Origin of the sequence: Staphylococcus sp. HMSC062A01, assembly GCF_001836805.1 — a bacterium.
In the GTDB taxonomy this organism is placed as follows: Bacteria; Bacillota; Bacilli; order Staphylococcales; family Staphylococcaceae; genus Staphylococcus; species Staphylococcus haemolyticus.
Genome location: NZ_KV830602.1, coordinates 61,089 through 83,907 on the forward strand (window position 1 = coordinate 61,089; position 22,819 = coordinate 83,907).

The following is a 22,819-nucleotide window of genomic DNA, read 5'->3' on the forward strand; positions in this document are numbered from 1 at the left end:
AAACTATATATATTTCTTTATAAATGGCGTTTATTCTTATAAAAAAAGGCAATAGGATAAACGTCATTTTATTTTGACTTAAATGCTTTATTAACCATTTTATTGAAAGGAGTATTATGTTGCGAAAAAAATCAATTAGTTTTGTGTTTTGGACAGCATTAGCTATTTGTACTCTATTTGTTTTATATGGCGCTTTTATGCCGAAACAATTAGAAACAGGAACCCAAAACATTACTTCATTTATAGCAAAGAATTTTTCTTGGTATTATTTGTTACTGGTTTTACTCATATTTTTTGTTTGTGTATATTTATTGTTTTCAAGATATGCATCGATAACACTTGGTGAAGAAGGTGAAGATCCTGAATTCTCACTACCTTCTTGGTTCGCCATGTTATTTAGTGCTGGTATGGGTATTGGACTAGTATTTTGGACTACTGCAGAACCAATAAGTCACGCATTTACGTTACCCCCTATACATAAAGCAGGTACACAATCTGCAATCAATGATGCATTTCAATTTTCGTTCTTTCATTGAGATTACATGCATGGGCAGTATATGGAATTGTAGCATTAGTCTTTGCATATTTTAGTTTCCATAAAGGCTACCCTGGATTAGTAAGTGCAACCTTAGTTCCTATATTTGGTGAAAAATCAATGAAAGGCCCTATAGGTGGTGCAATTGATGTATTAGCTGTTATCGCCACTGTTACAGGTGTCGCAGCAACTCTCGGATTTGGTGCACTTCAAATAAATGAAGGCCTAAATTTCCTATTTAATGTACCAAACAATTTCGGTACACAGGTAATATTAATTATTATTGCGACTATATTGTTTACGTGGTCTGCTTGGTCAGGTATAGATAAAGGGATTAAAACGCTTAGTAACGTCAATATGCTGTTAGCCTTTATTGTATTAATTGGCTTATTTATTGTTGGCCCAACACTTTATATTCTAAATACATTTACAAATGGTTTAGGTAATTATATCTTTAATTTCTTTAGTATGAGTTTACGTATTCCAATGAATGGAGGAGAAAAATTCCAATGGCTCCAAAACTGGACAATATTCTATTGGGCTTGGTGGGTATCATGGGCACCATTCGTGGGTATCTTTATTGCTAGGGTATCTAGAGGTCGTACAATTAAAGAATTTATACTTGGTGTTCTATTTGTACCTTCACTTGTATGTTTCTTCTTCTTTGCTGTATTTGGAGCATCTGCCGTTTATTTACAAGATAAAGGCATTGCTAACATTGCAAAAGAAGCTACTGAAACTGCAACATTTGCTACGTTGGAACATTATCCACTAGGATTTATTCTTAGCATAATTACTCTCGTAGTTATTATGATCTTCTTCGTGACTTCAGCCGATTCAGCAACATACGTATTGGGTATGCTTAGTTCTAAAGGTGACATCAATCCTACATCATTTGTGAAAGTAAGTTGGGGTATTATTCTAGCCTTATTTGCAATGATTATGATTTATACAGGTGGTACACAGGCGATTCAAAACTTATTAATCATTGCCGCTTTACCATTTTCAATAGTTATTATCTTAATGATTTGGTCATTGTTTAAATCATTAAGTATCGATCATCCAAGAACTTCTAATAAGTTTCCAAACATATTACAGTATAAAAGTTCAAAGCAAAAAGAATTGAAAAAATAATAATAAAATATATGTTTTTATTGTGCTAAATTTGGGAATATTCTATCTAGAAAGTAAAACTTTAATAAATATTTATATAATTAAATTAATAGTTTTTCATTAATGTTTTGAAAAATGTTTAAAGGGTATTATTTTCTATATAATAATTCAACAATAATTTAGGAGGTGCATACGAGGTGAAAAGGCTAAAAAACTTTATCCTCGGCCTATTAATAGTTGCTATTGTTGGATTCCTATTGTTTATGTACATAAAAGATAGTCGTATATCTAAGTATCAAGACTTCTTCTTACAATTCAATTGGTTCCAACCACTATTAATTGGTTTAGCTGCTCTACTTATATTGATAGGTTTAATATTAGTATTCAGCATCTTTAAACCAACATATAGAAAACCAGGATTATACAAAGATTATGATGATGGTCATATTTATGTATCTCGTAAAGCAGTTGAAAAATCAGCTTACGATACACTTACTAAATACGATCAAGTAAGACAACCTAATGTTGTAGCTAAGCTTTATAATAAAAAAAGCAAATCTTACATTGATATCAAGGCTGACTTCTTAGTACCAAATGATGTACAAGTTAAGTCACTAACTGAAAGTATTCGTTCAGACATTAAGCATAATGTAGAACATTTTACTGAATTACCAGTGAGAAAACTTGAAGTAAATGTCAGAGATCAAAAAACTGCTGGACAACGTGTTCTGTAAGGGAGGGATAACATGGCTGATAATAATAATCAAAATGGACAAGATGCAAGTCAACAAATCATTGACTTCATTAAATCATATAAATGGCGTATCATTGGTTTCTTTGCATTTTTAATTATAGCAATCTTATTCCTAACTTTAGGATTTTGGAAAACAATTTTGGTTATTGTTTTATGTTTAATCGGAATTGGTGTTGGGTATATTAAAGACCGTACACAGGATTTCATGAATTTCTTAAATAGATGGAGTTAAATAATTTATTTAAGAACTAAATAATAAAAAAATTCAATTATAAAGGAGAATGTAATATGTCAGTAGATAACAATAACAAAGCTAAACAAGCTTACAATAATCAAACTGGAGTTAATGAAAAAGAAAGAGAAGAACAGCAAAAACAAGCAGAACAATACAGAGAACAAAATGAACAACAACAATTTGAAAACAAATTAACTTTCTCAGATGAAGTTGTAGAAAAAATTGCTGGAATCGCAGCTCGTGAAGTTAAAGGTATCTTAGATATGAAAGGCGGTTTCGCTGATAACTTTACTAATGCATTCTCTAGTGGCAACAATGTAACTACTGGTGTTTCTGTTGAAGTTGGCGAAAAACAAGCAGCAATCGACTTAAAAGTAATCTTAGAATATGGTGAATCAGCACCAAAAATCTTCCGTAAAGTTACTGAATTAGTTAAAGAGCAAGTTAAATATATCACTGGCTTACAAGTTGTAGAAGTTAACATGCAAGTTGATGATGTTATGACTAAAAAAGAATGGCAACAAAAAAACGAAAAAAACAACAATAATAATAACAACTCTGAAAGATCAGGATTACAATAATAATAGATTTAACCCTTTAGGTTTATATAGCCTAAAGGGTTTTTTATTTTAGAATTAAGCTTTGATTTCTAATATCGTTTAACCATGTAGTGGATTACTTACTTTAATATAAGTATAGTGATGTGCTTCATCTTCTAAACGCATCGTTGTCACGCATTTATAATCAATGTCTCTATCAAATATAATTTGTTTAATTTCTGAAATGTGGCTTGTATTAATATTCGTTAAGCTATTTAAAATGTTATGAATAATTTCGCTTACGCTATCCCACAGTTTATATTCAAATTCTTCATCCTCAATGAATTTTGAAACAGTTAATATAAGTTCACCTATGTGATTTTGAACTGTCGAGTAAAAGACTTTATTAAATACTGTTGTTTTAGAATCGGTCAAGATTCTAGATTTTTCGTGAAAATGATTTGTCGTATATCCAGATTCATTTAAAAATTGTTCATCAATACGTAAGCCTTCAAAATCACGAATATAAATAGTATTTAATCGTCCATCAGCGTTAAACGTTGCAATTGAATTTTGTAAATGGGCTTCAAGTGCAATGCCATATTTAGCATATAAAGGAATCACTATGCCTAACAATTGAGAAATGTAATCTGACAACCATTCTTGAGCTGCGATATCAAGATTTGATTTGTCGTAATGATGTTTATAACGTTGAATTAAACTAATAATTGGTGGTTCTTCATTATATTTATAATTAACCACTAAACTTGAAGGAATCATAGGAATACTATCTTTTTCAGTTAGATTGTACACATTGTCCCTAAAGAGCGTTCCTAATTGCTCACTTCGGTCTGTTTGAATAGCTTCTTCGTCATTTATATTATAAAAGTGAATACCAGCAAATTCATTTAAAATACCAACTCTATAATGAGTGAAATCTTTATCTTGCTTTAAAATGTCATTTAAGATTTGAGTAACTAAAGGACCATTGTGAGTTGTTTGTTCAGATAAAGTTCTAATTTCACCAGTAATATGTACATTGGTAGATAATTTAATATGTGGCAACGTGCTTGGGAATTTTGGCATTAAAGTTCTAAAAGATAAACCAGCGTAATAAGGTATTTCTATCTTTAGTGGAATCATTAAATTATTATTTATTTCCTCTTCGTATTGACTTAATAATACATTATCTAACTGCCAAGGATGAACAATCATTAAATGATATTCACTCAGATTACTCAAATTATCACACTCAGTTTTAATTTGGCTATATAGTTCTGGAAATTGCGCTTCTAATTCAGCATTATAAGTAAACGATAAAGATTGTATTCTAGCGACACTTTGGTGAATAAGCACACACTTTAAATGAATTTCTTTATTGTATTCTGAACTATATTTAATATTCTCATTAGCATTAAGGCCTTTACGCAATTTAGCTCCAGGATGAAGCGGGTGTCCCTCTATAACTGCCTGCTCTGAACGCAAATAACTATCTTGTTCATTAAGAATTATTTCCAATAAAGGTTCATTTGAATGTTGCATCTCATATGCTTGATATGCAAGTGCTAACGCCATATTTGCAACACTGTTTTCCATATCGTCTTTGAATTGAGAACTTGCCTCATTATCAAGCTCTGGATTTTCCTTTAAGATATCAGCTAATACTTCATTAGGATGAAGTATACGAACACATTGTCTACCATCACTATCACAATAATAAAATGGACCTTCAACATCTACACGGCCAAATGCATGAGTTCCGGAAACTTTTGCGAATAAATATTTATCGCTTTCGGGAAAATGCACGCGCATAATTTGGTGTTCTCCATTTATTGGAAAGTTTTTAATATCACATGACGAGAAAAAGGTACTATTTGATTTAGCGTTGACTAAATTTTCTCTGTAAAGGGATGTAATTAAGCGTTGAGAAATTTTATCTCGTGCAATGAGCAATTCATTTTTAATGTAGTTTACTAAATGGGGCATTTCTTGCTTTAAAAACGATAAAGCTCCTAATTCTTCATCAGTTAAATGTAAATCTATATTGTCTATTGAAATTAAATTATCCATATTGCACCTCAAATTCATTTTACAAAAATCTAAATCATTTGTATAATCCATAATATCGATAATGATATTCATTATCAATTATGAAGTTTATTATAAATAAGTAGGTGGAATACTGTGGCGAAATTTTTCTTCTCTAGTTCCTTTTTATTATTTCTAGGGAATTGGATAGGACAAATTGGCTTGAATTGGTATGTACTTACTAGTTATCATAACGCAGTCTATTTGGGATTGGTTAATTTTTGCCGACTCGTGCCAATTTTGTTACTAAGTGTCTGGGCTGGCGCTATAGCTGATAAATTTGATAGAGGAAAATTATTGAAAATTACCCTTTCATCTTCATTTTTAGTGACAAGCACACTATGTGTTTGTACCTTTTTATTAGAACAAGTGCCGATTATTATCATCCTTATTTATGCCACACTTCGAGGTATGATCAATGCGACGGAAACACCAATAAGACAAGCTGTATTGCCAGATTTATCTGTACATTTAAATACAAGCCAAGCCGTTTCATATCATTCTTTTATCATAAACATATGTCGCTCAATAGGTCCGGCAATCGCAGGATTGATACTCTCAATTTACCATGCACCGTTTACTTTTCTAGCGCAATCAATGTGTTACTTCATTGCTGTCCTATTGTGTTTACCATTAACCTTCAATACAGTTGGTGAGACAAATAAAGCTAACCAAGGGTTTTCATTTACGGTTGTGTGGGAATACTTTAAGAATAATATGCAAGCCTCAAAAATATTTATTACGTCATTGATTATCATGGCTACTGGGTTTTCGTATACTACACTAGTACCAGTATTAGTACATGATCTCTTTCCTGGTCGCTCGGAAATCTTTGGTGTGTCAATGACCTTTTGTGCTGTAGGTGGTATGATTGCAACACTTATACTACCCATAATTTTGAAAAAGTTCACCACTGTGCAAATGTATTATTTAAGTACTTGTCTATTTGGATTAGCGCTTGTAGGTGTCATTATGCATAACATTATATTTATGTTTATCTGCATGTCACTTGTAGGTTTATTTGGTCAATTAGCTAGAACATCAAATCGTATATATTTTCAAGAGGATATAGCATCAGAGCATCGAGGAAAAATATTAAGTATCGTCATGATGGATAGAGGGATGATTCCTTTAGGTAGTTTAATATTAACAACATTATCAGAAATAATAGGACCTATTAATACATTTATCATAATGGGAATATTTACTTTTGTAATTGCCTTTATTGCATATATAATTCAAAGACCAATTAAATTGGAGGAGTAAAGTATGATTCTAAACGCATGGCAAAATGCGGATACTAATATACAATATCGTATTTTAAATGCTTTAATAAAAGAAGGCATTTGGAAAGAACAAACTATTATTACAACTAAAGATGATCAATTAGATATACAATATCATGGATGTATACTTTCTACTCACTTTAATCATAACAGTGTAATGTCAAGGTATGAATTTGTAGGACCAATTGCATATCAATGTGGTGCTAATATAATGGAAGTATCAACAGTAGAAACTTTATTAGAAATATTAAGTAATCATTTTGACATTAATATACATCAGCAATTAATAGATGAAATAATACATAGTAGAGATAGTTTTGTTGAAATTTATAAACAATTTTATCAACGTCAACATAATGTGCAATCTAGTATGCAATTTTCTGGTATGCCAACAACTTTAAATTTTTTTGCATGGTTACAACATTTGAGTGACGCGAATGAAATCAATGATTTGATATATTCAGAAAGCTTAGTATTAGAAGGTCATCCTACACATCCACTTACTAAAACGAAACTGCCATTAACTATGGATGAAGTTAAAATGTATTCACCTGAGTTTGAAAAAGTAATACCGTTAAAAATTATGTTAATCCATAAAGACTGTGCACAAGCTACGTGTATAGATAATGATGAAGATTTCATATTGAAGAAAGTAATACCTGAATATCAAATAAGAATTAGAAAATATGCACAGTCTATTCATATTTCGTTAGAAGACTATTTTGTGATATTAGTACATCCATGGCAATACAACCATACTATCTACGATAAGTTTGCGAATTGGATTGCTAATAAGTTTTTATTAACAACACCATTTGATGTCGATTCGAAAGCAACACTATCATTTAGGACGATGGCACTCATCAATAAGCCATATCATATAAAATTACCTGTCAATGTACAAGCAACGAGCGCTGTCAGAACAGTTTCAAGTGTTACAACGGTAGACGGACCTAAATTAAGTAGCGCTTTACAAAATGTATTAAATCAATATCCACAACTAAATGTTGCAATAGAACCTTATGGTTTATGTGCGAAAACAAATGACGAGGATGCTAGACAGTTAGCATGCATTGTCAGAGAAACACCTTATATTGCAAACAATGGGGTGACTATTGTTACTGGTGCATTGGTTAATCCTAATCCAATTGATCGACATATTACTGTTGATAGTTATATCGAATGGGTTAATGGTGAGTTAAATAATAGAGGTATATTAACCTTTATTCAAAATTATAGTCGACAACTTATTACGCCTTTAATCAATTTAATTCAAGAGTATGGCATAGCTTTAGAAGCGCATATGCAAAATACTATAGTTAATTTAGGACCTAATTATCAAATGAATTTTATTGTGCGTGATTTAGGTGGGTCTCGAATTGATTTAAATACACTTACTCATAAACTGAAAAATATCAACGTGTCCAATCAAAGTTTATTGGCAGATTCAATTGAAGAAGTTATTGCGAAATTTCAGCATGCTGTTATTCAGAATCAGTTAGCTGAATTAATTCATCACTTTTCAAAAACGGAATTTGTAACTGAAGAAGAATTGTTCAATCTAGTTCAAAATGAAGTTAAATTAGCAATAAGTGATAATAAACCACATGCTCAAGCTTTAAAAGATGTGCTCTTTGGTTCAAAGATTACTGTTAAGGCATTATTACGCATGCGTATGAACAATAGAGTGAAAAAATATTTAAATATCGAACTTGATAATCCAATTAGAGATGAGGTGAGATAATTGGCTCAAATCAATATAAACTTATCTAAAATTGAATATAATGCATATGCACTAAGAACGTTATTAGAAAATAATGATATACATTTAACCCCAGTAATTAAATGTGTAGCTGGTGATAATCGAATTATCAAAACATTAATTCAATCAGGGTTCACCCATTTTGCAGAATCAAGACTTGAAAATATAAATGAAGATTTCAAGGGGCAATGCGATTATCTTTTACTAAGACCAACATCTAAAAAACATTATACTCAACTGATTAAATCAGTGAAAATGAGTATGCAAACTGAAATTGAGTCAATTAGAGAGATAAATGACATTGCTAAACAGTTAAATCAAAAACATCAAATTATGTTAATGATAGATTGGAAGGATAGACGTGAAGGGGTCATAACTTATGATGTACTAAATTATATTGAAGAAATCATCAAAATGACTCATATTCAATTAATAGGTATTGCATTTAACTTTATGTGTTTCAAGTCTTCGGCTCCAACTGAAGAAGATATATTAAAGATAAATCAATTTGTTGATGCTATTGAATATAATTTAGGGTTTAGATTAAAAGTTGTATCAGGTGGAAACTCAAGTATGATACCACAATTAATGTACAATGATTTGGGTAAGATTAATGAGTTACGAATAGGTGAGGCATTATTTAGAGGGATAGATACTACAACAAATCAATCTATACCAATGCTATTTCAAAATGCAATTACAGTAGAAGCGGAAATTTTAGAGATTAAACCACGTCTATCTGACAATAACCAATGCTATTTACAAGCGATTGTAGATATTGGCTATGTTGACACAGACGTAAATAAAATTAAACCTATTAAGAATGATGTTAGCATTATTGGTGCATCAAGTGATCATCTAATGATTAATTTAAACAATCAAGATTACTATAAAGTTGGTGATATTATAGAATTTGCTATGGAGTATGAGGCGCTTTCTCAAGTAATGTATCATAACCACATGACAAAGCACTATTTTAAGGATAATTATATTCACTCTTTGAATAGTAAGATGGTCAATTCTCCATTATTGATTAATAAAAAATGTTAATCAATTCTTTGTAGGTATTAATAATCATATAAACTTTAATAAATATTAGCCTTTAATTTTGAATTTATTCTGATTAATGGCTTTTTATTTTATCATTTCTAGGTAAAATCCCATAATAATTAAAATTCTAATCTATTTTTATAAAAAATTTAAAAAATATACTAAATAATATTGACATTGATAATCGTTATCAATAAACTATGTATTGTAAACCTATACATATTAAGGAGTGGAATTCATGAAAGGCTTTAAGTTTGCAGGTATAGTCGCATTATTATTTGCATTATTATTTGCATTAGTTTTAGTTACTGCTTGTGGTAATGTTAGCAATAATGGTTCAGGTGATTCAGGTAATAAATCGTCATCGAAAGATTCTATTAAAATTAAACACGAATTAGGCACAACTAAAGTTCCTAAAGATGCTAAACGTGTCGTAGCGTTGGAATTTTCATTTGTAGATGCTTTAGCGGCACTAAATGTTAAACCTGTTGGGGTTGCTGATGACAACAAACCAAATCGTATTATTAAACCATTAAAAGAAAAAATTGGAGATTATAAATCTGTTGGTGCTCGTAAACAACCCAACTTAGAAGAAATCAGTAAATTAAAACCAGATTTAATTATTGCAGATAGTAACAGACACAAAGGTATTTATAAAGAATTAAGTAAAATTGCTCCAACAATTGAATTAAAAAGTTTTGATGGAGATTATAATGATAATATAGAAGCTTTTAAAACAATTGCCAAAGCTTTAAATAAAGAAGATGAAGGTAAGAAACGTTTAGAAGAGCATAAAGAAAAACTTGCAAAATATAAAGATGAAATTCAATTTGATAAAAATGAAAAAGTATTACCAGCTGTAGCGTCTAAATCTGGATTATTAGCTCATCCAAGTGAATCTTATGTAGGTCAATTCTTAAGTCAACTTGGCTTTAAAGAAGCTTTAAATAAAGACGTCACTAAAGGGTTAAGCAAATATTTACAAGGACCTTATTTACAACTTAATGCAGAAACGTTAAAAGACGTTAATCCTGAACGTATGTTTATAATGACTGATGGAGCAAGTCCTAAAGAACCATCATATCAAGAAATGAAAAAAGATCCGGTTTGGGACACATTAGATGCGGTTAAACATAATCGTGTAAGTATCGTTAGTCGTGATACTTGGGCAAGAGCTCGAGGGTTAGTATCTTCTGAAGAAATGGCTAAAGAACTTGTAGAAATTTCAAAAAAAGATAAAGAAAAGTAAGGTGGCAAAAAATGACTATTAGATCTACTGATAGTCAATCTGCTTTAGATAAAGCAAATAAGAGACGCACTGCACTCACATTTATTGTGAGTGGGTGCTTTCTTTTTATTTTTGCTTATTTTAATTTAGCGATTGGCTCGTCTGAAATTCATGCTAAACATATTTTTGAATACTTTTTTACATCTATAAATAATAAACAAACATTTCTAATTCATAATGTAAGAATGCCAAGAATGATTGGTGGGTTATTAATTGGCGGTGCGTTAGCCTTAGCTGGCCTCTTAATGCAAGCGATTACTAGGAATCCATTAGCGTCTCCACAAATATTTGGTGTTAATTCCGGTGCATCATTTGTAATAGTATTAGTGACGATATTAATACCCTCACTAGGTAACTATGCAACATATTTAGCCTTCTTAGGGGCATTTATTGGCGGTCTAACTGTATATATACTATCTGGTTCAACGAAAAAAATAACGCCAATTAAATTAGCTCTTGCTGGAATGGCAATTCATTTATTTTTCAGTAGTTTAACACAAGGTATCATAATACTAAATGAAGATTCTAATACTACTGTTATGTTTTGGTTGGTAGGATCTCTTAATGGATTGAAATGGACTGCAGTATTGTCGGTTATGCCTTGGTTAATATTATCACTTATTTTAACTATGTTATTAGGACGTCAATTAACCATTATGGAATTAGGGGATGACATAGCGAAAGGATTGGGGCAAAAGACACAATTGATTAGAATTGTAATAGGTATACTTGTAATTGTATTAGCAGGTGCATCTGTTTCAATAGCTGGACCGATTGGATTCATTGGTTTAATCGTCCCTCATATAGTTAAACGTTATATAAGTAAAGATTACTTCTTAATGGTGCCTTTAACTTTTTTGATAGGTGCCGATTTATTATTACTATCAGATATGTTAAGTAGACTTATTACATTTCCTTACGAATCTCCAGTTGGTATTGTCACTTCATTTGTTGGGGCAATTTACTTCCTATTAATAACTTTAAAAGGGGTGAAACGAGTATGACAAAACGACAATTATCTATTCGTTATACTGTTGTAATCATCTGCTTAATTGTAAGCATATTTGTAAGTTTATGTGTTGGTTCAACAATGTACAGTCCTTTGAAAGCAATTCATGGAATTCTAAAATTTGATGATTTTATATTAAACGAGTACCGAATTCCAAGAACGTTACTAGGTTTAGTTGTAGGAAGTAGTTTGGCCATTTCTGGAGCGGTGATTCAAGGGGTAGTTAGAAACCCACTAGCATCTCCTGATGTTATAGGTATAACTAAAGGCGCAAGTTTGGCAGCTATTATAGTAATTATGCTATTTCCTTCAGCACCGCTATTAGTACTACCTATTGGTTCGTTCATAGGTGCATTATTTATTAGTTTGATTTTGTCATTTTTAATTGCTAAATATAATATTAAAGGCTCAACTTTAGCTTTAATTGGGTTAGCTATCGGTGCTATATGTACCGCTGTAGTTCAATTTTTACTTATTAGAAACCCTATGGATGCAAATAATGCGTTAGTTTGGTTGACAGGGAGTTTATATGGTCATACTATTGAAAATTTTTATTCAATCATACCCTGGTTTGTTATAACTTTACCACTCGTATTATGTTTAAGTTATCAATTAGATATTTTAAATTTAGGAGAAAATATTGCTACGGCGCTTGGTGCAAGAGTACAAAGACTCAAAATGATCTTACTTATTTTGTCGGTTATGCTGGCTGGCGCCTCAATTTCAGTAGTAGGCGGTATAAGTTTTCTAGGCCTAATTGCACCACATATCGCTAGATCTATTGTAGGTCAGCGTTACTTCCATGTTGTAATTATGTCTGGTTGTATAGGTTCAATTTTAATCTTGTTCAGTGATGGGTTAGCGAGAGGAATTCATCCACCATTAGATATACCTGTGGGTGTAATAATTGCTATCATTGGGGTGCCATATTTCTTATTTTTATTAAGACGAATTTAATGAAATTTAAGAGCTAATTATTCTCATATTTATGATGAAAATTAGCTCTTTTTATATTGCATATCAATTAAAAATGATATATAGTATTTAACATGATATTTATAAAAATGCATATATTCTTATATTTATATAAAAGTTCGCTGTTTTACTTAATATATTTACATAATCAATGAATATAAAAGCATCAATAATGAGAAAGAAAGAGGTTATTAGTGGTGGAAGGTTACTCAAAGCAACAGATTGCCAAAGGTAGAGCGAAATTCATAACTATGTCTATTATTGGAATTATACTTTTCTTAATTCCAGTCCCATTTATACAAGATGGTGAGAAACAAACTACATTACCTGTAGCCTTTTTAGCAAATTGGCTAAAAGGTCTACTTGGTGATGCAATGCCAATTATCATAATTTTAATTATTACATTGTCTGCAATATTAACAGTACTTTATTCGACAATTTTTAAAAATAAAGTTAAACCAGGCGGATTATTAGATAGTGCATTTAAAGTTGGTCCAGTCTGGATGACATTAAGATTATTAGCCGTCATCTTTGTATGGATGACCTATTTTAAACTTGGTTCAAAGGTTATTTATTCAGAGGATACTGGTGGTTTAGTGTTTTATGATCTTTTACCTACATTGGTTGCAGTATTTTTATTTGCTGCACTATTCTTACCTTTTTTAATGGAATATGGTTTATTAGAATTTTTAGGACCCTTATTTAGACCAATTATGAGACCATTATTCACATTGCCAGGGCGATCTACAGTAGATAATTTAGCTTCGTTTATTGGTGATGGAACTGTAGGTGTCCTAATAACAAGTCGTCAGTATGAAAGAGGTATATACTCGAGAAGGGAATCCATAGTGATTTCTACTACGTTTAGTGTCGTTTCAATTACTTTTGCTATCGTTATTGCAGAAACTGTGGGATTACAACATAAATTTTTTGCGTTTTATTTAACTGTAATTATTTCATGTTTTGTTGCTGCAATGATCATGCCACGTATTTGGCCATTAAACAAAATACCTGATGAATTTACTAAAGAAGTTTCTGAGAATACTAGATTAGAAAAACTACCTGAAGGTAAAACGGCACTGGGATATGGTTTTGAAGAGGCAACTATTGTTGGATTGAAAGCACCAGGGTTTAAAGAGTTTTGGAAATCCGGTTTAAAAACTGTAATAGATATGTGGTTTGTTATCCTTCCAGTCGTTATGAGCATCGGAACGCTTGCGACTATGATAGCTAATTATACGCCAGTATTTTCAATTATTGGTCAACCTTTTATTCCAATTCTTGAATTATTGCAAATACCAGAAGCGGCTAAAGCCTCTGAAACATTATTGATTGGTTTTGCAGATATGTTCTTACCATCTATATTAATTGCTGATGCGCACAGTGAGATTACAAGATTTGTAATTGGTGCCTTAAGTATTTCTCAATTAATATATTTATCAGAAGTTGGTGGTGTAATATTAGGTTCTAAAATACCAGTAAGTTTAGGTAAATTATTTATGATTTTCCTAATTAGAACTGCAATCACTTTACCAATTATAGCGTTAATGGCTCATTTATTATTATAAAATAGTAAAGGCAATGAAGTTAGAGGTTAGAAATGTTGAAATAAACAATTCCTATCTATACTTCATTGCCTTTTTTTAATTTAATGTAGATAACACCGTAGCTTTAACAATTTCACTGCTAATCACCGGTGAAGATTCAGACGATGTTTTGTTTCTGTTTTGATGTGCTTCTTTAAATGCATCGCTTTTAGTCCAAGCTTCAAAGTCTTTTTCAGTCTCCCACCATGTATTTACATACATGTCTTCACTTTCATGATCTCGTACTACTTTCCAAACTTCAATTTTATGAAAACCTTGCAATGTTTCAATTTTTCCACCTTTAGTGAATCTTGGCGCCATTTTTTCTGCAAATCCTTTTTTTACGGTAATTCTATTTGTAACAACAAACATAATTTTAACCTCCTTGTCTAAGTGTAGTTTAATTAATATTGAGAAAAATACAAAGTAATACAGTATTTATTATTTTAGATTAAAAAACTGTCAACTACATAGCGGAAGTTGACAGTTTTTTTATAACTTTGCGAATGAAAAATGTATATTGTTATTATTTAGTTAATTCGTTATAAACCTTTTGGTCGTTGTGCGTATAAATAATGTATTCATGATCATCTGTATCAATAAGCACTCTATTAGTTTTACCAAAGGTAGAACCGATACGTGAAATATTTTTAGAATCTAAATCTGGAACGGCATGAATTTCTTGGTCTTGTGAAATATTTTTAATTTCACTAGTAGGGATTTTGATATCAGCTACTCTCCATTGAATTCTAACTTCATTATTATCTTTCTTAACAGTCATTGCCATTAAAGAACACATCCTTTATGTTATTTATGTCTATATCATATATCATTGTGTAATCGTTTTCAAGTATTAATGATATACTTTTTAAATTTTGTGATACACTATTTAGCTAACACCGAAAATATGTTCGTATTTTAGAGTGATTTATGTTAAAATGTTCTCTATAAAGGAGAAGGTTTATGACAGGCAAAACTCACGTATCTGCTGGGTTACTAGTAGGTGCATTAACAACCGAACACTTTCAAACAGATTTGTTCTCAACTGTTACAGTAATATGTTTATCTATAGTTTCAAGTTTATTACCAGACATTTGTCACACTGGTAGCAAAATTGGTAGAAAATTAAAGTTGCTTAGTTTAATTATTAGGCTGTTATTCGGTCATAGGACATTCACTCACTCTTTGTTATTTATAGGTATCATTATATTTCTCCTTAATTTGATTCAAACTCCTACTTACTACTTGGTTTCTATTATCGGTGGTATGGCCTCTCATGTTATACTAGATATGTTAACGCCAAGGGGAGTAAAGTTACTTTATCCTATTCCTCTTACTATTAAGTTCCCGTTTGCCTTTAAAACTGGTGGCTTAGTCGATGTATCACTGGCTACTGCATTAAGTATTGGTGCATTATACATATTATTTCAAACCTCTATTAGTCATTTATTAAAATATATAAGTCAATCCATTTTAGGGTAACTATCAAATAATGAGAGTATGAATACATATTGAATTAATTACAAGGAGAGTTAAAATGTTAGATCAAAATCAATTAAAGAAATATAATCAAGAACATTTGAGTGAATATGAAAAGTTAATGAGCAGTAATGAAAAAGAAAAATTAGAATCGAGAGTGAATGAATTAAATTTAGAAAGTATTCAACAATTATTTCAAGATTTATATGTTAACCGTCAATCAATTTCTGATGTGTCATCTGTTTCAGAAGTAAAATATCTACGCAAGACTGAATTGACTAATCAAGAAAGTGCTAAATATGAACAAAAAGGCATAGAAGCAATACGAAACGGTGAATTTGCAGTTTTATTAATGGCTGGTGGTCAAGGGACGCGTTTAGGTTATAAAGGGCCAAAAGGTTCATTTGAAATAAAAGGAGTTAGTTTGTTTGAATTACAAGCACGACAATTACTTAAACTTAAAAAGGAAACAGGTCATTTAATCAATTGGTATATCATGACTAGTGATATCAATCATGAAGAAACGTTATCGTACTTTGAACAACATGATTATTTTGGTTATAAACCTGATAATGTACATTTCTTTAAACAAGAAAACATGGTCGCATTAAGTGAAACTGGGCAATTGGTACTTAATGAACAGGGATATATAATGGAGACGCCAAACGGAAATGGTGGTGTATTTAAATCATTAGAAAAAAATGGTTACTTAGATAAAATGGCATCTGATGGTGTGAAATTTATTTTCTTAAATAACATTGATAACGTATTAGTTAAAGTATTAGATCCATTATTTGCTGGGTTTACAGTGGTAAATGATTGCGATGTAACTTCTAAATCAATTCAACCTAAAGATGGTGAAAGTGTCGGACGATTAGTAAATCAAAATAGTAAGGACACGGTTCTTGAGTATTCTGAATTGGATGAAGCGGTCGCTAATACGTTTGATAATGCAAATATTGGAATTCATGCCTTTAAAGTTGCATTTATTAAACAAGCAGTAAATAATGATTTACCATATCACTTAGCAGTGAAAAAATTAAAGCAATTAGATGAAGATTTTGGAGTTGTTGAAAAACCAACATTAAAATTTGAATTGTTTTACTTTGATATTTTTAGATATGCAACAAGTTTTGTAACGTTGCAAGTTAATAGAGAAGATGAATTTTCGCCACTTAAAAATAAAGAAGGTAAAGATAGTGTTGAAACTGCTACATCAGATTTAGAACGTTTGAATTTAATTTAAAAGGTGGTGGGGCCAGATGTCTAACTCAACTAAGAATGCAAAAGGTACTGTTGTCGAATCATTTAAAGACATCATTCCTCTATCTTTCGGTGAAGAAATTGGTAACTCAGTTTCACATGGTGTAGCTGCGTTACTTACACTTTTTTTACTACCATATGCTGCAGTTCATAGTTATATAGCACATGGAACGTTAAGCTCAGTTAGTATTTCTATATTTGTAATTAGTATTTTTATGATGTTTATCTCTTCAACTATATATCATGCAATGAAAAATAATACTGCTCACAAATATATTTTAAGAATCATCGATCATAGTATGATTTATGTTGCTATTTCAGGAACTTATACGCCAGTTTTATTAACTGTCGTAGGAGGATGGATTGGTTGGTTTGTATTCATATTACTTTGGGGTACTACAATTTGGGGGATTTTGTATAAGTCCATTTCTGTTAATGTGAATCCTAAATTAAGTTTGGTTGTCTATTTAGTAATGGGATGGGTTGGTATTATTTTTCTACCTATTATCATTATGCGTACATCTTGGTTATTTATCTTATTCATTGTACTAGGAGGCTTATCTTACACTATTGGTGCTTGGTTTTATGCCCAAAAAAAACGTCCATACTTTCATATGATTTGGCATATTTTTATCGTGATCGCTTCAATGTTTCATTTAATAGCAATACTTTATTTTATATAGAGAATTCAAAATAAGGTTGATGATTTTATCGGTCATCAGTCTTATTTTTTATTTAAAGTAATCATTCTATTGCATATAAAATAAAATGTTGATTATCCTATTAAAGAATCTGAAATTTATTTAGGAGGAATAATGTTCATGAACTTTAAATCAATAGGTATCGTCGTAACTTTAGTTTTAACTATGTTTATGGCTGCAATAGAAAGCTCAATTATCTCATTAGCGATGCCCACTATAAGAACTGATTTAAACGCTGGTGCATCTATATCATTAGTATTTACTGTTTATTTCATAGCGCTTGTAGTTGCGAATCCTATTGTTGGTGAATTATTAACAAGATTTAAAATATTATATATTGCAATGATAGGCGTGTTTTTATTTGGTATTGGTAGTTTAATGTCAGGAATGAGTGGCACATTTATAATGCTTATTATCTCTAGAATCGTTCAAGGATTGGGAGCAGGAGTTATGATGTCACTGACTCAAATTGTTCCAAAATTAGCATTTGAAATACCATTTAGATACAAAATTATGGGAATAGTAGGAAGTGTCTGGGGAATTTCAAGTATTATTGGACCGTTATTAGGTGGGGCAATTTTAGAGTTTGCAACATGGCATTGGTTATTTTTTATAAACATTCCAATAGCGGTTATTGCAATTATACTTGCATTTATTACTTTTCATTTTCCAGAAGAATCAGAAGTTAAATCCTCAAGCTTCGATGTTAAGGGACTTTCTTTCTTTTACATATTTATAGGATTATTTATGTTTGGTTTATTGAATAAGTCATCAGTAGTATTAAATATTATTTCATTGACGTTAGCATTCATTTTTATCTTTATTTTATTTAAATTTGAGAGCAAAATAAAAAATCCATTTATCCCAATTTCAGAGTTTAATCGTTCAGTTTCACTAGTGTTTGTAACAGATTTATTAATAGCTATGTCTTTAATGGGATACAATTTATACATTCCAATCTACCTACAAGATCATTTACATCTTTCACCACTTCAAAGTGGTTTGGTAATATTTCCGCTGTCAGTAGCTTGGTTAATTTTAAATTTTAACTTAGCAAAGGTAGAAGAGAACTTAACTCGAAAAGCATTATATATTAGTGCTTTTACATTATTATTGATTAGCAGTATCATACTCATGTTTGGTCTCAAATTACCGTTATTAATAGCAGCAACAGTAATTCTTGCTGGGTTAAGTTTTGGATTTGTTTATACAAAGGACAGTGTCATCGTTCAAGAAGAAACAGATCCTAGACATATGAAGAAAATGATGTCTTTCTATGCATTAACTAAAAATTTAGGTTCGTCAATAGGTTCAACTGTAATGGGATATTTCTATGCTATGTCAGTTGGAATCATGGATGGGCATTTTTACAATATATTATTTGCAGTATCATTAGTCGCTATTCTTCTCATTATTATGTGGTCAACGCTTAATAGATCCGATGTATAGAGTGTTTAATCATTCAAATGAAATATAATTGAAGAATAATAAAGTTTTAGACTAACGTACTTTAAATTTTATATCGTGATTTATTAATGATAAAATGACCGTGTATAAAAAGGAGGACAGAAGGATGAAGTTTTTTAAAAATAATTATAAGAATATTTTATCAACTTTACTTGTCCTCACTATCTTTATCATTTCAGGTGCTATTTTTTTAATGTTTTTAGGATTCGGTTTATTTGGATTAAGTCGAATTCTAATTTTTTGTAAGCTAGGTTATTTTACCTACAATAAAAATTTAGTAGATAATTTAGTTTATTATGGTAGCTATATTGTTTTTGGTTACTTCATTTTATTTGCCATTGAACATTTAATGGATTATTTTAGAAAACAATTGCCCAATAATCCATATTTTAATGGCAGTTTGTATCACTTGATTTCATACGTTGTTACTACGATACTCTTCTATTTTATTATTCACATACATTACGTTTATATCGAGATTGATTTTTGGGTTATTTCAGTCATCATAGGATTGTTATATATATTTAAAATTATATTTTATCCAGATAGTGAGAACCTTAATAATAAGAAATAGCAAGCATTTAGTTTGCTTGGCATACTAAAGTTTGGTTGAATATAAAAATATGTATGAAATAAAAGGAGTTTTTATATGGCGAATATAGAAGTATCCACAAAAAAACGGAACCTCATAGTAGCGGTAATGCTATTAAGTGCATTTATCGCTATTTTAAATCAAACTTTACTAAATACGGCTTTGCCACACATTATGAGCGAATTAAATACATCTGAAAATACTGCTCAATGGTTAGTAACGGGCTTTATGCTTGTTAATGGAACTATGATTCCTTTAACTGCCTATCTGATGGATCGAATAAAAACAAAACCATTATATTTAGTTTCAATGGGAATTTTCTTAGTTGGTTCAATTGTAGCTGCCATTGCACCTAGTTTTGGTGTTCTAATGTTTGCCAGAGTGATACAAGCAATCGGTGCCGGAATTATTATGCCACTCATGCAGTTCACATTGTTTACATTATTTTCAAAAGAAAAACGTGGATTTGCAATGGGATTGGCTGGTTTGGTCATACAATTTGCTCCAGCAATAGGTCCTACGTTTTCTGGGTTAATTATTGATAATACAAGTTGGAGAGTGCCTTTCATTATAGTTGTAGGCATTACGCTCGTAGAATATATATTTGGTGCTATCACGCTATCTAGTTATAACGAAACTAAAAAGACAGCGTTAGATAAAAGATCAGTTGTTTATTCAACATTAGGATTCGGATTAATGCTTTATGCGTTCAGTAGCGCAGGTAATTTGGGGTTCACTAATCCAATTGTTATAATCTCTGCCTTTATTGGTCTTCTAATAGTTATCACATTTATTAGAAGACAGTTAAGTATCACTAATCCCTTGTTAAACCTCAGAGTTTTTAAAAGCAAAATATTCACTTTCAGTACTATAACCTCAATGATTGTAATGATGTCAATGGTAGGTCCAGCCCTCTTAATTCCTTTGTTTGTTCAAAATGGACTTGGGTTGAGCGCATTTATGTCTGGATTGGTCATTATGCCCGGAGCAATTTTAAACGGTATAATGTCTGTTTATACAGGTAAAATATATGATAAGTATGGGCCTAGACTTTTAATTTTAATTGGTTTCATTATTCTTATCGCAACAACGGCATCTTTAAGTTTCTTGAAATATGATTCATCATACACTATGTTAGTTGTTGTTTATGCTATAAGAATGTTTGCAGTTTCATTATTAATGATGCCTATCAATACTGCAGGCATCAATGCACTTAGAAATGAAGATATATCACATGGTACTGCCATCATGAACTTCGGTCGTGTTATGGCCGGCTCTCTAGGAACAGCTTTAATGGTCACTTTCATGAGTATTGGTGCAAAAATACTAAGCACTGGTTCTTCAGCAAGTTCGAACCATGAAATCTTACAAAGACAGAGTGTTGCAGCTGGTGTAGATTTATCGTTTGCAATAGTAACTGGTCTTGTAATTATTGGTTTTATTTTCTCTTTATTCATCAAAGAGGAAAGACACTATAATAAAAATTCAAAAAATACACGGGATATGTAATTCTCATATTGATAGAAGTTAGCCAACAAATAGTGAGCTAACTTCTTTTTTTATACATTTAAAAAATATATACTAATTTAGAAAGTCAATACATATTAATATTTGATATTATAGAGGTATAAAGAATAATAAGGGGGATTTTCATTGTTAACGGTAGATCAAGTGAAAGAAATAGTTGGAGCATTAAAAGATCCAATTATAGATGTACCACTTAAAGAGACATACGGTATTGTAGAAGTAACTATTAAAGAAGAAATAGAGCATGTTAGTGTCAAAGTGGCAATGGCACAATTAGGCGGACAACCGCAATTAGATTTACAAATGGCAATAGTTAAAGCGCTTAAAGATAATGGTGCTAATACTGTTGGCATAAGATTTGAAGAATTACCTGCCGAAACGGTTGAGCAATATACTGGTAAGAAAGAAGAACAACCTAAGACCATTGAAGGGCTTTTATCTAAAGACAATCCTGTAGAATTTATAGCGATCGCTTCAGGAAAAGGCGGTGTAGGTAAATCTACAGTAGCAGTAAATTTAGCAGTAGCCTTAGCCCGCGAAGGTAAACGTGTTGGTTTAGTTGATGCGGATATTTATGGTTTTAGTGTTCCAGATATGATGGGTATTGATGAGAAACCAGGAGTTCAAGGAAAAGAGATTATTCCAGTAGAACGTCATGGAGTGAAAGTTATATCAATGGCCTTTTTTGTAGAAGAGAATGCACCAGTAATATGGCGTGGACCTATGTTAGGGAAAATGTTAACCAATTTCTTTGTAGAAGTGAAATGGGGAGAACTTGATTACTTACTATTAGACTTACCTCCAGGAACAGGGGATGTAGCTTTAGATGTACATTCAATGCTACCAAGTAGTAAAGAGATAATTGTAACGACACCGCATCCTACTGCAGCATTTGTTGCGGCTAGAGCAGGGGCAATGGCAAAACATACCGAGCACTCTATTCTCGGTGTTATCGAAAATATGAGTTATTTTGAAAGTAAAGAAACAGGTAATAAAGAATATGTCTTTGGTAAAGGCGGAGGACGTAAACTAGCAGATGAATTAAATACTCAATTATTAGGAGAACTACCATTAGAACAACCTACTTGGAATCCTAAAGATTTCTCACCCTCTATTTATCAAGCAGATGATCGTTTAGGGAAAATCTACACATCTATCGCCCAAAAAGTGATAGCATCTACAATTAAAAAATAAAGATAGATTTAGTGTAAAATTGACGCATGAAATTTTAAATTTCATGCTTTTTTTCTATTGCAAAATATCTTGAATCTGATAGAATACACTCTTGTGGGTAACACATGCAACCGAACCATATTTTATTTAAAATTTAGTTCAAAAAAGTGTTGACGTAATACTTTTATCTTGATATTATATAAAAGTCGTCAAAAACAGATGTTAATTCTTTATAAAGTTTGTTTCGATGGTGTAAAAGTTACCATTGCAAAACAAATTAAGATGACTTAAAATATTAAAAGTAATCAATAAAAGTTATTGACTTTGTTAAATAAAAGTTATATAATTAAGAAGTTGATTTTTAAAAAATGAACATTGAAAACTGAATGACAATATG

The 22,819-nt window shown here is 31.0% G+C and carries 20 protein-coding genes and 1 pseudogene; 18 read left to right on the forward strand and 3 right to left on the reverse strand.

What is annotated here, in order from left to right; all coding sequences use genetic code 11:
- Positions 1-119: 119 nt before the first annotated feature.
- The 4 genes and pseudogenes from HMPREF2715_RS02120 to HMPREF2715_RS02135 all read left to right on the forward strand — a co-directional run bounded on the left by HMPREF2715_RS02120 (position 120) and on the right by HMPREF2715_RS02135 (position 3,218).
- Positions 120-1,669, forward strand: a pseudogene (locus HMPREF2715_RS02120) (BCCT family transporter).
- A gap of 176 nt (positions 1,670-1,845) precedes the next feature.
- Positions 1,846-2,382, forward strand: coding sequence for an alkaline shock response membrane anchor protein AmaP (gene amaP, locus HMPREF2715_RS02125; RefSeq protein WP_037536063.1), 537 nt, complete (start codon positions 1,846-1,848; stop codon positions 2,380-2,382).
- Between the two features lie 12 nt (positions 2,383-2,394).
- On the forward strand, positions 2,395-2,634 hold the full coding sequence (locus tag HMPREF2715_RS02130) for a DUF2273 domain-containing protein (protein ID WP_011275167.1): 240 nt from the start codon (positions 2,395-2,397) through the stop codon (positions 2,632-2,634).
- Between the two features lie 56 nt (positions 2,635-2,690).
- Complete coding sequence (locus HMPREF2715_RS02135) at positions 2,691-3,218, forward strand: Asp23/Gls24 family envelope stress response protein (protein ID WP_070581242.1); 528 nt, start codon at positions 2,691-2,693, stop codon at positions 3,216-3,218.
- A 78-nt stretch (positions 3,219-3,296) separates the two neighbouring features.
- Here the strand turns inward: HMPREF2715_RS02135 and HMPREF2715_RS02140 are convergent, their stop codons facing one another.
- Entirely contained in the window at positions 3,297-5,246 is a 1,950-nt protein-coding gene (locus tag HMPREF2715_RS02140) for an IucA/IucC family protein (RefSeq protein WP_070581243.1), read from the reverse strand.
- A gap of 114 nt (positions 5,247-5,360) precedes the next feature.
- On the opposite strand from HMPREF2715_RS02140, the gene HMPREF2715_RS02145 reads away from it, so the two are divergent.
- From HMPREF2715_RS02145 to HMPREF2715_RS02175, 7 genes are all read left to right on the forward strand, one after another.
- Positions 5,361-6,530, forward strand: a complete 1,170-nt coding sequence (locus tag HMPREF2715_RS02145; protein ID WP_070839241.1) for an MFS transporter — start codon at positions 5,361-5,363, stop codon at positions 6,528-6,530.
- Between the two features lie 3 nt (positions 6,531-6,533).
- Positions 6,534-8,294 carry an IucA/IucC family protein gene (locus HMPREF2715_RS02150; protein WP_070581245.1) on the forward strand — a complete coding sequence of 587 codons (1,761 nt, stop codon included), beginning with the start codon at positions 6,534-6,536 and terminating at the stop codon, positions 8,292-8,294.
- Positions 8,295-9,362, forward strand: a complete 1,068-nt coding sequence (locus HMPREF2715_RS02155) for an alanine/ornithine racemase family PLP-dependent enzyme (RefSeq protein WP_070581246.1) — start codon at positions 8,295-8,297, stop codon at positions 9,360-9,362.
- Positions 9,363-9,600: 238 nt separating this feature from the next.
- On the forward strand, positions 9,601-10,611 hold the full coding sequence (locus HMPREF2715_RS02160; RefSeq protein WP_070839244.1) for an ABC transporter substrate-binding protein: 1,011 nt from the start codon (positions 9,601-9,603) through the stop codon (positions 10,609-10,611).
- A gap of 11 nt (positions 10,612-10,622) precedes the next feature.
- Positions 10,623-11,654, forward strand: a complete 1,032-nt coding sequence (locus tag HMPREF2715_RS02165; RefSeq protein WP_070581247.1) for a FecCD family ABC transporter permease — start codon at positions 10,623-10,625, stop codon at positions 11,652-11,654.
- A complete protein-coding gene (locus HMPREF2715_RS02170; protein WP_037549677.1) occupies positions 11,651-12,616 on the forward strand; it encodes a FecCD family ABC transporter permease in 966 nt (321 codons plus the stop codon). Before HMPREF2715_RS02165 ends, HMPREF2715_RS02170 begins: the two co-directional genes overlap by 4 nt.
- Before the next feature lie 269 nt (positions 12,617-12,885).
- On the forward strand, positions 12,886-14,202 hold the full coding sequence (locus HMPREF2715_RS02175) for a YjiH family protein (protein WP_276311122.1): 1,317 nt from the start codon (positions 12,886-12,888) through the stop codon (positions 14,200-14,202).
- 75 nt (positions 14,203-14,277) lie between these two features.
- Here the strand turns inward: HMPREF2715_RS02175 and HMPREF2715_RS02180 are convergent, their stop codons facing one another.
- Both HMPREF2715_RS02180 and HMPREF2715_RS02185 read right to left on the reverse strand, forming a co-directional pair.
- Entirely contained in the window at positions 14,278-14,592 is a 315-nt protein-coding gene (locus HMPREF2715_RS02180) for a heme oxygenase (protein ID WP_070839247.1), read from the reverse strand.
- A gap of 154 nt (positions 14,593-14,746) precedes the next feature.
- Entirely contained in the window at positions 14,747-15,007 is a 261-nt protein-coding gene (locus HMPREF2715_RS02185) for a SunI/YnzG family protein (RefSeq protein WP_037549668.1), read from the reverse strand.
- 176 nt (positions 15,008-15,183) lie between these two features.
- Between HMPREF2715_RS02185 and HMPREF2715_RS02190 the strand changes: the two genes are divergently transcribed.
- From HMPREF2715_RS02190 to HMPREF2715_RS02220, 7 genes are all read left to right on the forward strand, one after another.
- Positions 15,184-15,702, forward strand: coding sequence for a metal-dependent hydrolase (locus tag HMPREF2715_RS02190; RefSeq protein WP_070442702.1), 519 nt, complete (start codon positions 15,184-15,186; stop codon positions 15,700-15,702).
- A gap of 55 nt (positions 15,703-15,757) precedes the next feature.
- Positions 15,758-16,945, forward strand: coding sequence for a UTP--glucose-1-phosphate uridylyltransferase (locus HMPREF2715_RS02195; protein ID WP_037549662.1), 1,188 nt, complete (start codon positions 15,758-15,760; stop codon positions 16,943-16,945).
- 16 nt (positions 16,946-16,961) lie between these two features.
- Positions 16,962-17,645 carry a PAQR family membrane homeostasis protein TrhA gene (locus HMPREF2715_RS02200; protein WP_070581249.1) on the forward strand — a complete coding sequence of 228 codons (684 nt, stop codon included), beginning with the start codon at positions 16,962-16,964 and terminating at the stop codon, positions 17,643-17,645.
- Between the two features lie 138 nt (positions 17,646-17,783).
- Positions 17,784-19,112, forward strand: a complete 1,329-nt coding sequence (sdrM, locus tag HMPREF2715_RS02205; RefSeq protein ID WP_070485054.1) for a multidrug efflux MFS transporter SdrM — start codon at positions 17,784-17,786, stop codon at positions 19,110-19,112.
- A 124-nt stretch (positions 19,113-19,236) separates the two neighbouring features.
- Positions 19,237-19,704, forward strand: a complete 468-nt coding sequence (locus HMPREF2715_RS02210; RefSeq protein ID WP_070442693.1) for a SepA family multidrug efflux transporter — start codon at positions 19,237-19,239, stop codon at positions 19,702-19,704.
- A 75-nt stretch (positions 19,705-19,779) separates the two neighbouring features.
- Positions 19,780-21,231: an MDR family MFS transporter gene (locus tag HMPREF2715_RS02215; protein WP_070581250.1), complete on the forward strand. Its 1,452-nt coding sequence runs from the start codon at positions 19,780-19,782 to the stop codon at positions 21,229-21,231.
- Positions 21,232-21,375: 144 nt separating this feature from the next.
- A complete protein-coding gene (locus tag HMPREF2715_RS02220) occupies positions 21,376-22,443 on the forward strand; it encodes a P-loop NTPase (RefSeq protein WP_070839249.1) in 1,068 nt (355 codons plus the stop codon).
- The last annotated feature ends 376 nt before the right edge of the window (positions 22,444-22,819 follow it).

Bases quoted from the DNA above. Each gene is read 5' to 3' on its own strand.
- HMPREF2715_RS02195 (WP_037549662.1), top strand. From the start codon at position 15,758: ATGTTAGATCAAAATCAATTAAAGAAATATAATCAAGAACATTTGAGT.
- HMPREF2715_RS02140 (WP_070581243.1), bottom strand. From the start codon at position 5,246: ATGGATAATTTAATTTCAATAGACAATATAGATTTACATTTAACTGAT.
- HMPREF2715_RS02215 (WP_070581250.1), top strand. From the start codon at position 19,780: ATGGCGAATATAGAAGTATCCACAAAAAAACGGAACCTCATAGTAGCG.
- HMPREF2715_RS02150 (WP_070581245.1), top strand. From the start codon at position 6,534: ATGATTCTAAACGCATGGCAAAATGCGGATACTAATATACAATATCGT.
- HMPREF2715_RS02180 (WP_070839247.1), bottom strand. From the start codon at position 14,592: ATGTTTGTTGTTACAAATAGAATTACCGTAAAAAAAGGATTTGCAGAA.
- HMPREF2715_RS02190 (WP_070442702.1), top strand. From the start codon at position 15,184: ATGACAGGCAAAACTCACGTATCTGCTGGGTTACTAGTAGGTGCATTA.
- HMPREF2715_RS02160 (WP_070839244.1), top strand. From the start codon at position 9,601: ATGAAAGGCTTTAAGTTTGCAGGTATAGTCGCATTATTATTTGCATTA.
- HMPREF2715_RS02185 (WP_037549668.1), bottom strand. From the start codon at position 15,007: ATGGCAATGACTGTTAAGAAAGATAATAATGAAGTTAGAATTCAATGG.
- HMPREF2715_RS02170 (WP_037549677.1), top strand. From the start codon at position 11,651: ATGACAAAACGACAATTATCTATTCGTTATACTGTTGTAATCATCTGC.
- HMPREF2715_RS02175 (WP_276311122.1), top strand. From the start codon at position 12,886: ATGTCTATTATTGGAATTATACTTTTCTTAATTCCAGTCCCATTTATA.
- HMPREF2715_RS02135 (WP_070581242.1), top strand. From the start codon at position 2,691: ATGTCAGTAGATAACAATAACAAAGCTAAACAAGCTTACAATAATCAA.
- sdrM (WP_070485054.1), top strand. From the start codon at position 17,784: ATGAACTTTAAATCAATAGGTATCGTCGTAACTTTAGTTTTAACTATG.
- HMPREF2715_RS02165 (WP_070581247.1), top strand. From the start codon at position 10,623: ATGACTATTAGATCTACTGATAGTCAATCTGCTTTAGATAAAGCAAAT.
- HMPREF2715_RS02200 (WP_070581249.1), top strand. From the start codon at position 16,962: ATGTCTAACTCAACTAAGAATGCAAAAGGTACTGTTGTCGAATCATTT.
- HMPREF2715_RS02210 (WP_070442693.1), top strand. From the start codon at position 19,237: ATGAAGTTTTTTAAAAATAATTATAAGAATATTTTATCAACTTTACTT.
- HMPREF2715_RS02130 (WP_011275167.1), top strand. From the start codon at position 2,395: ATGGCTGATAATAATAATCAAAATGGACAAGATGCAAGTCAACAAATC.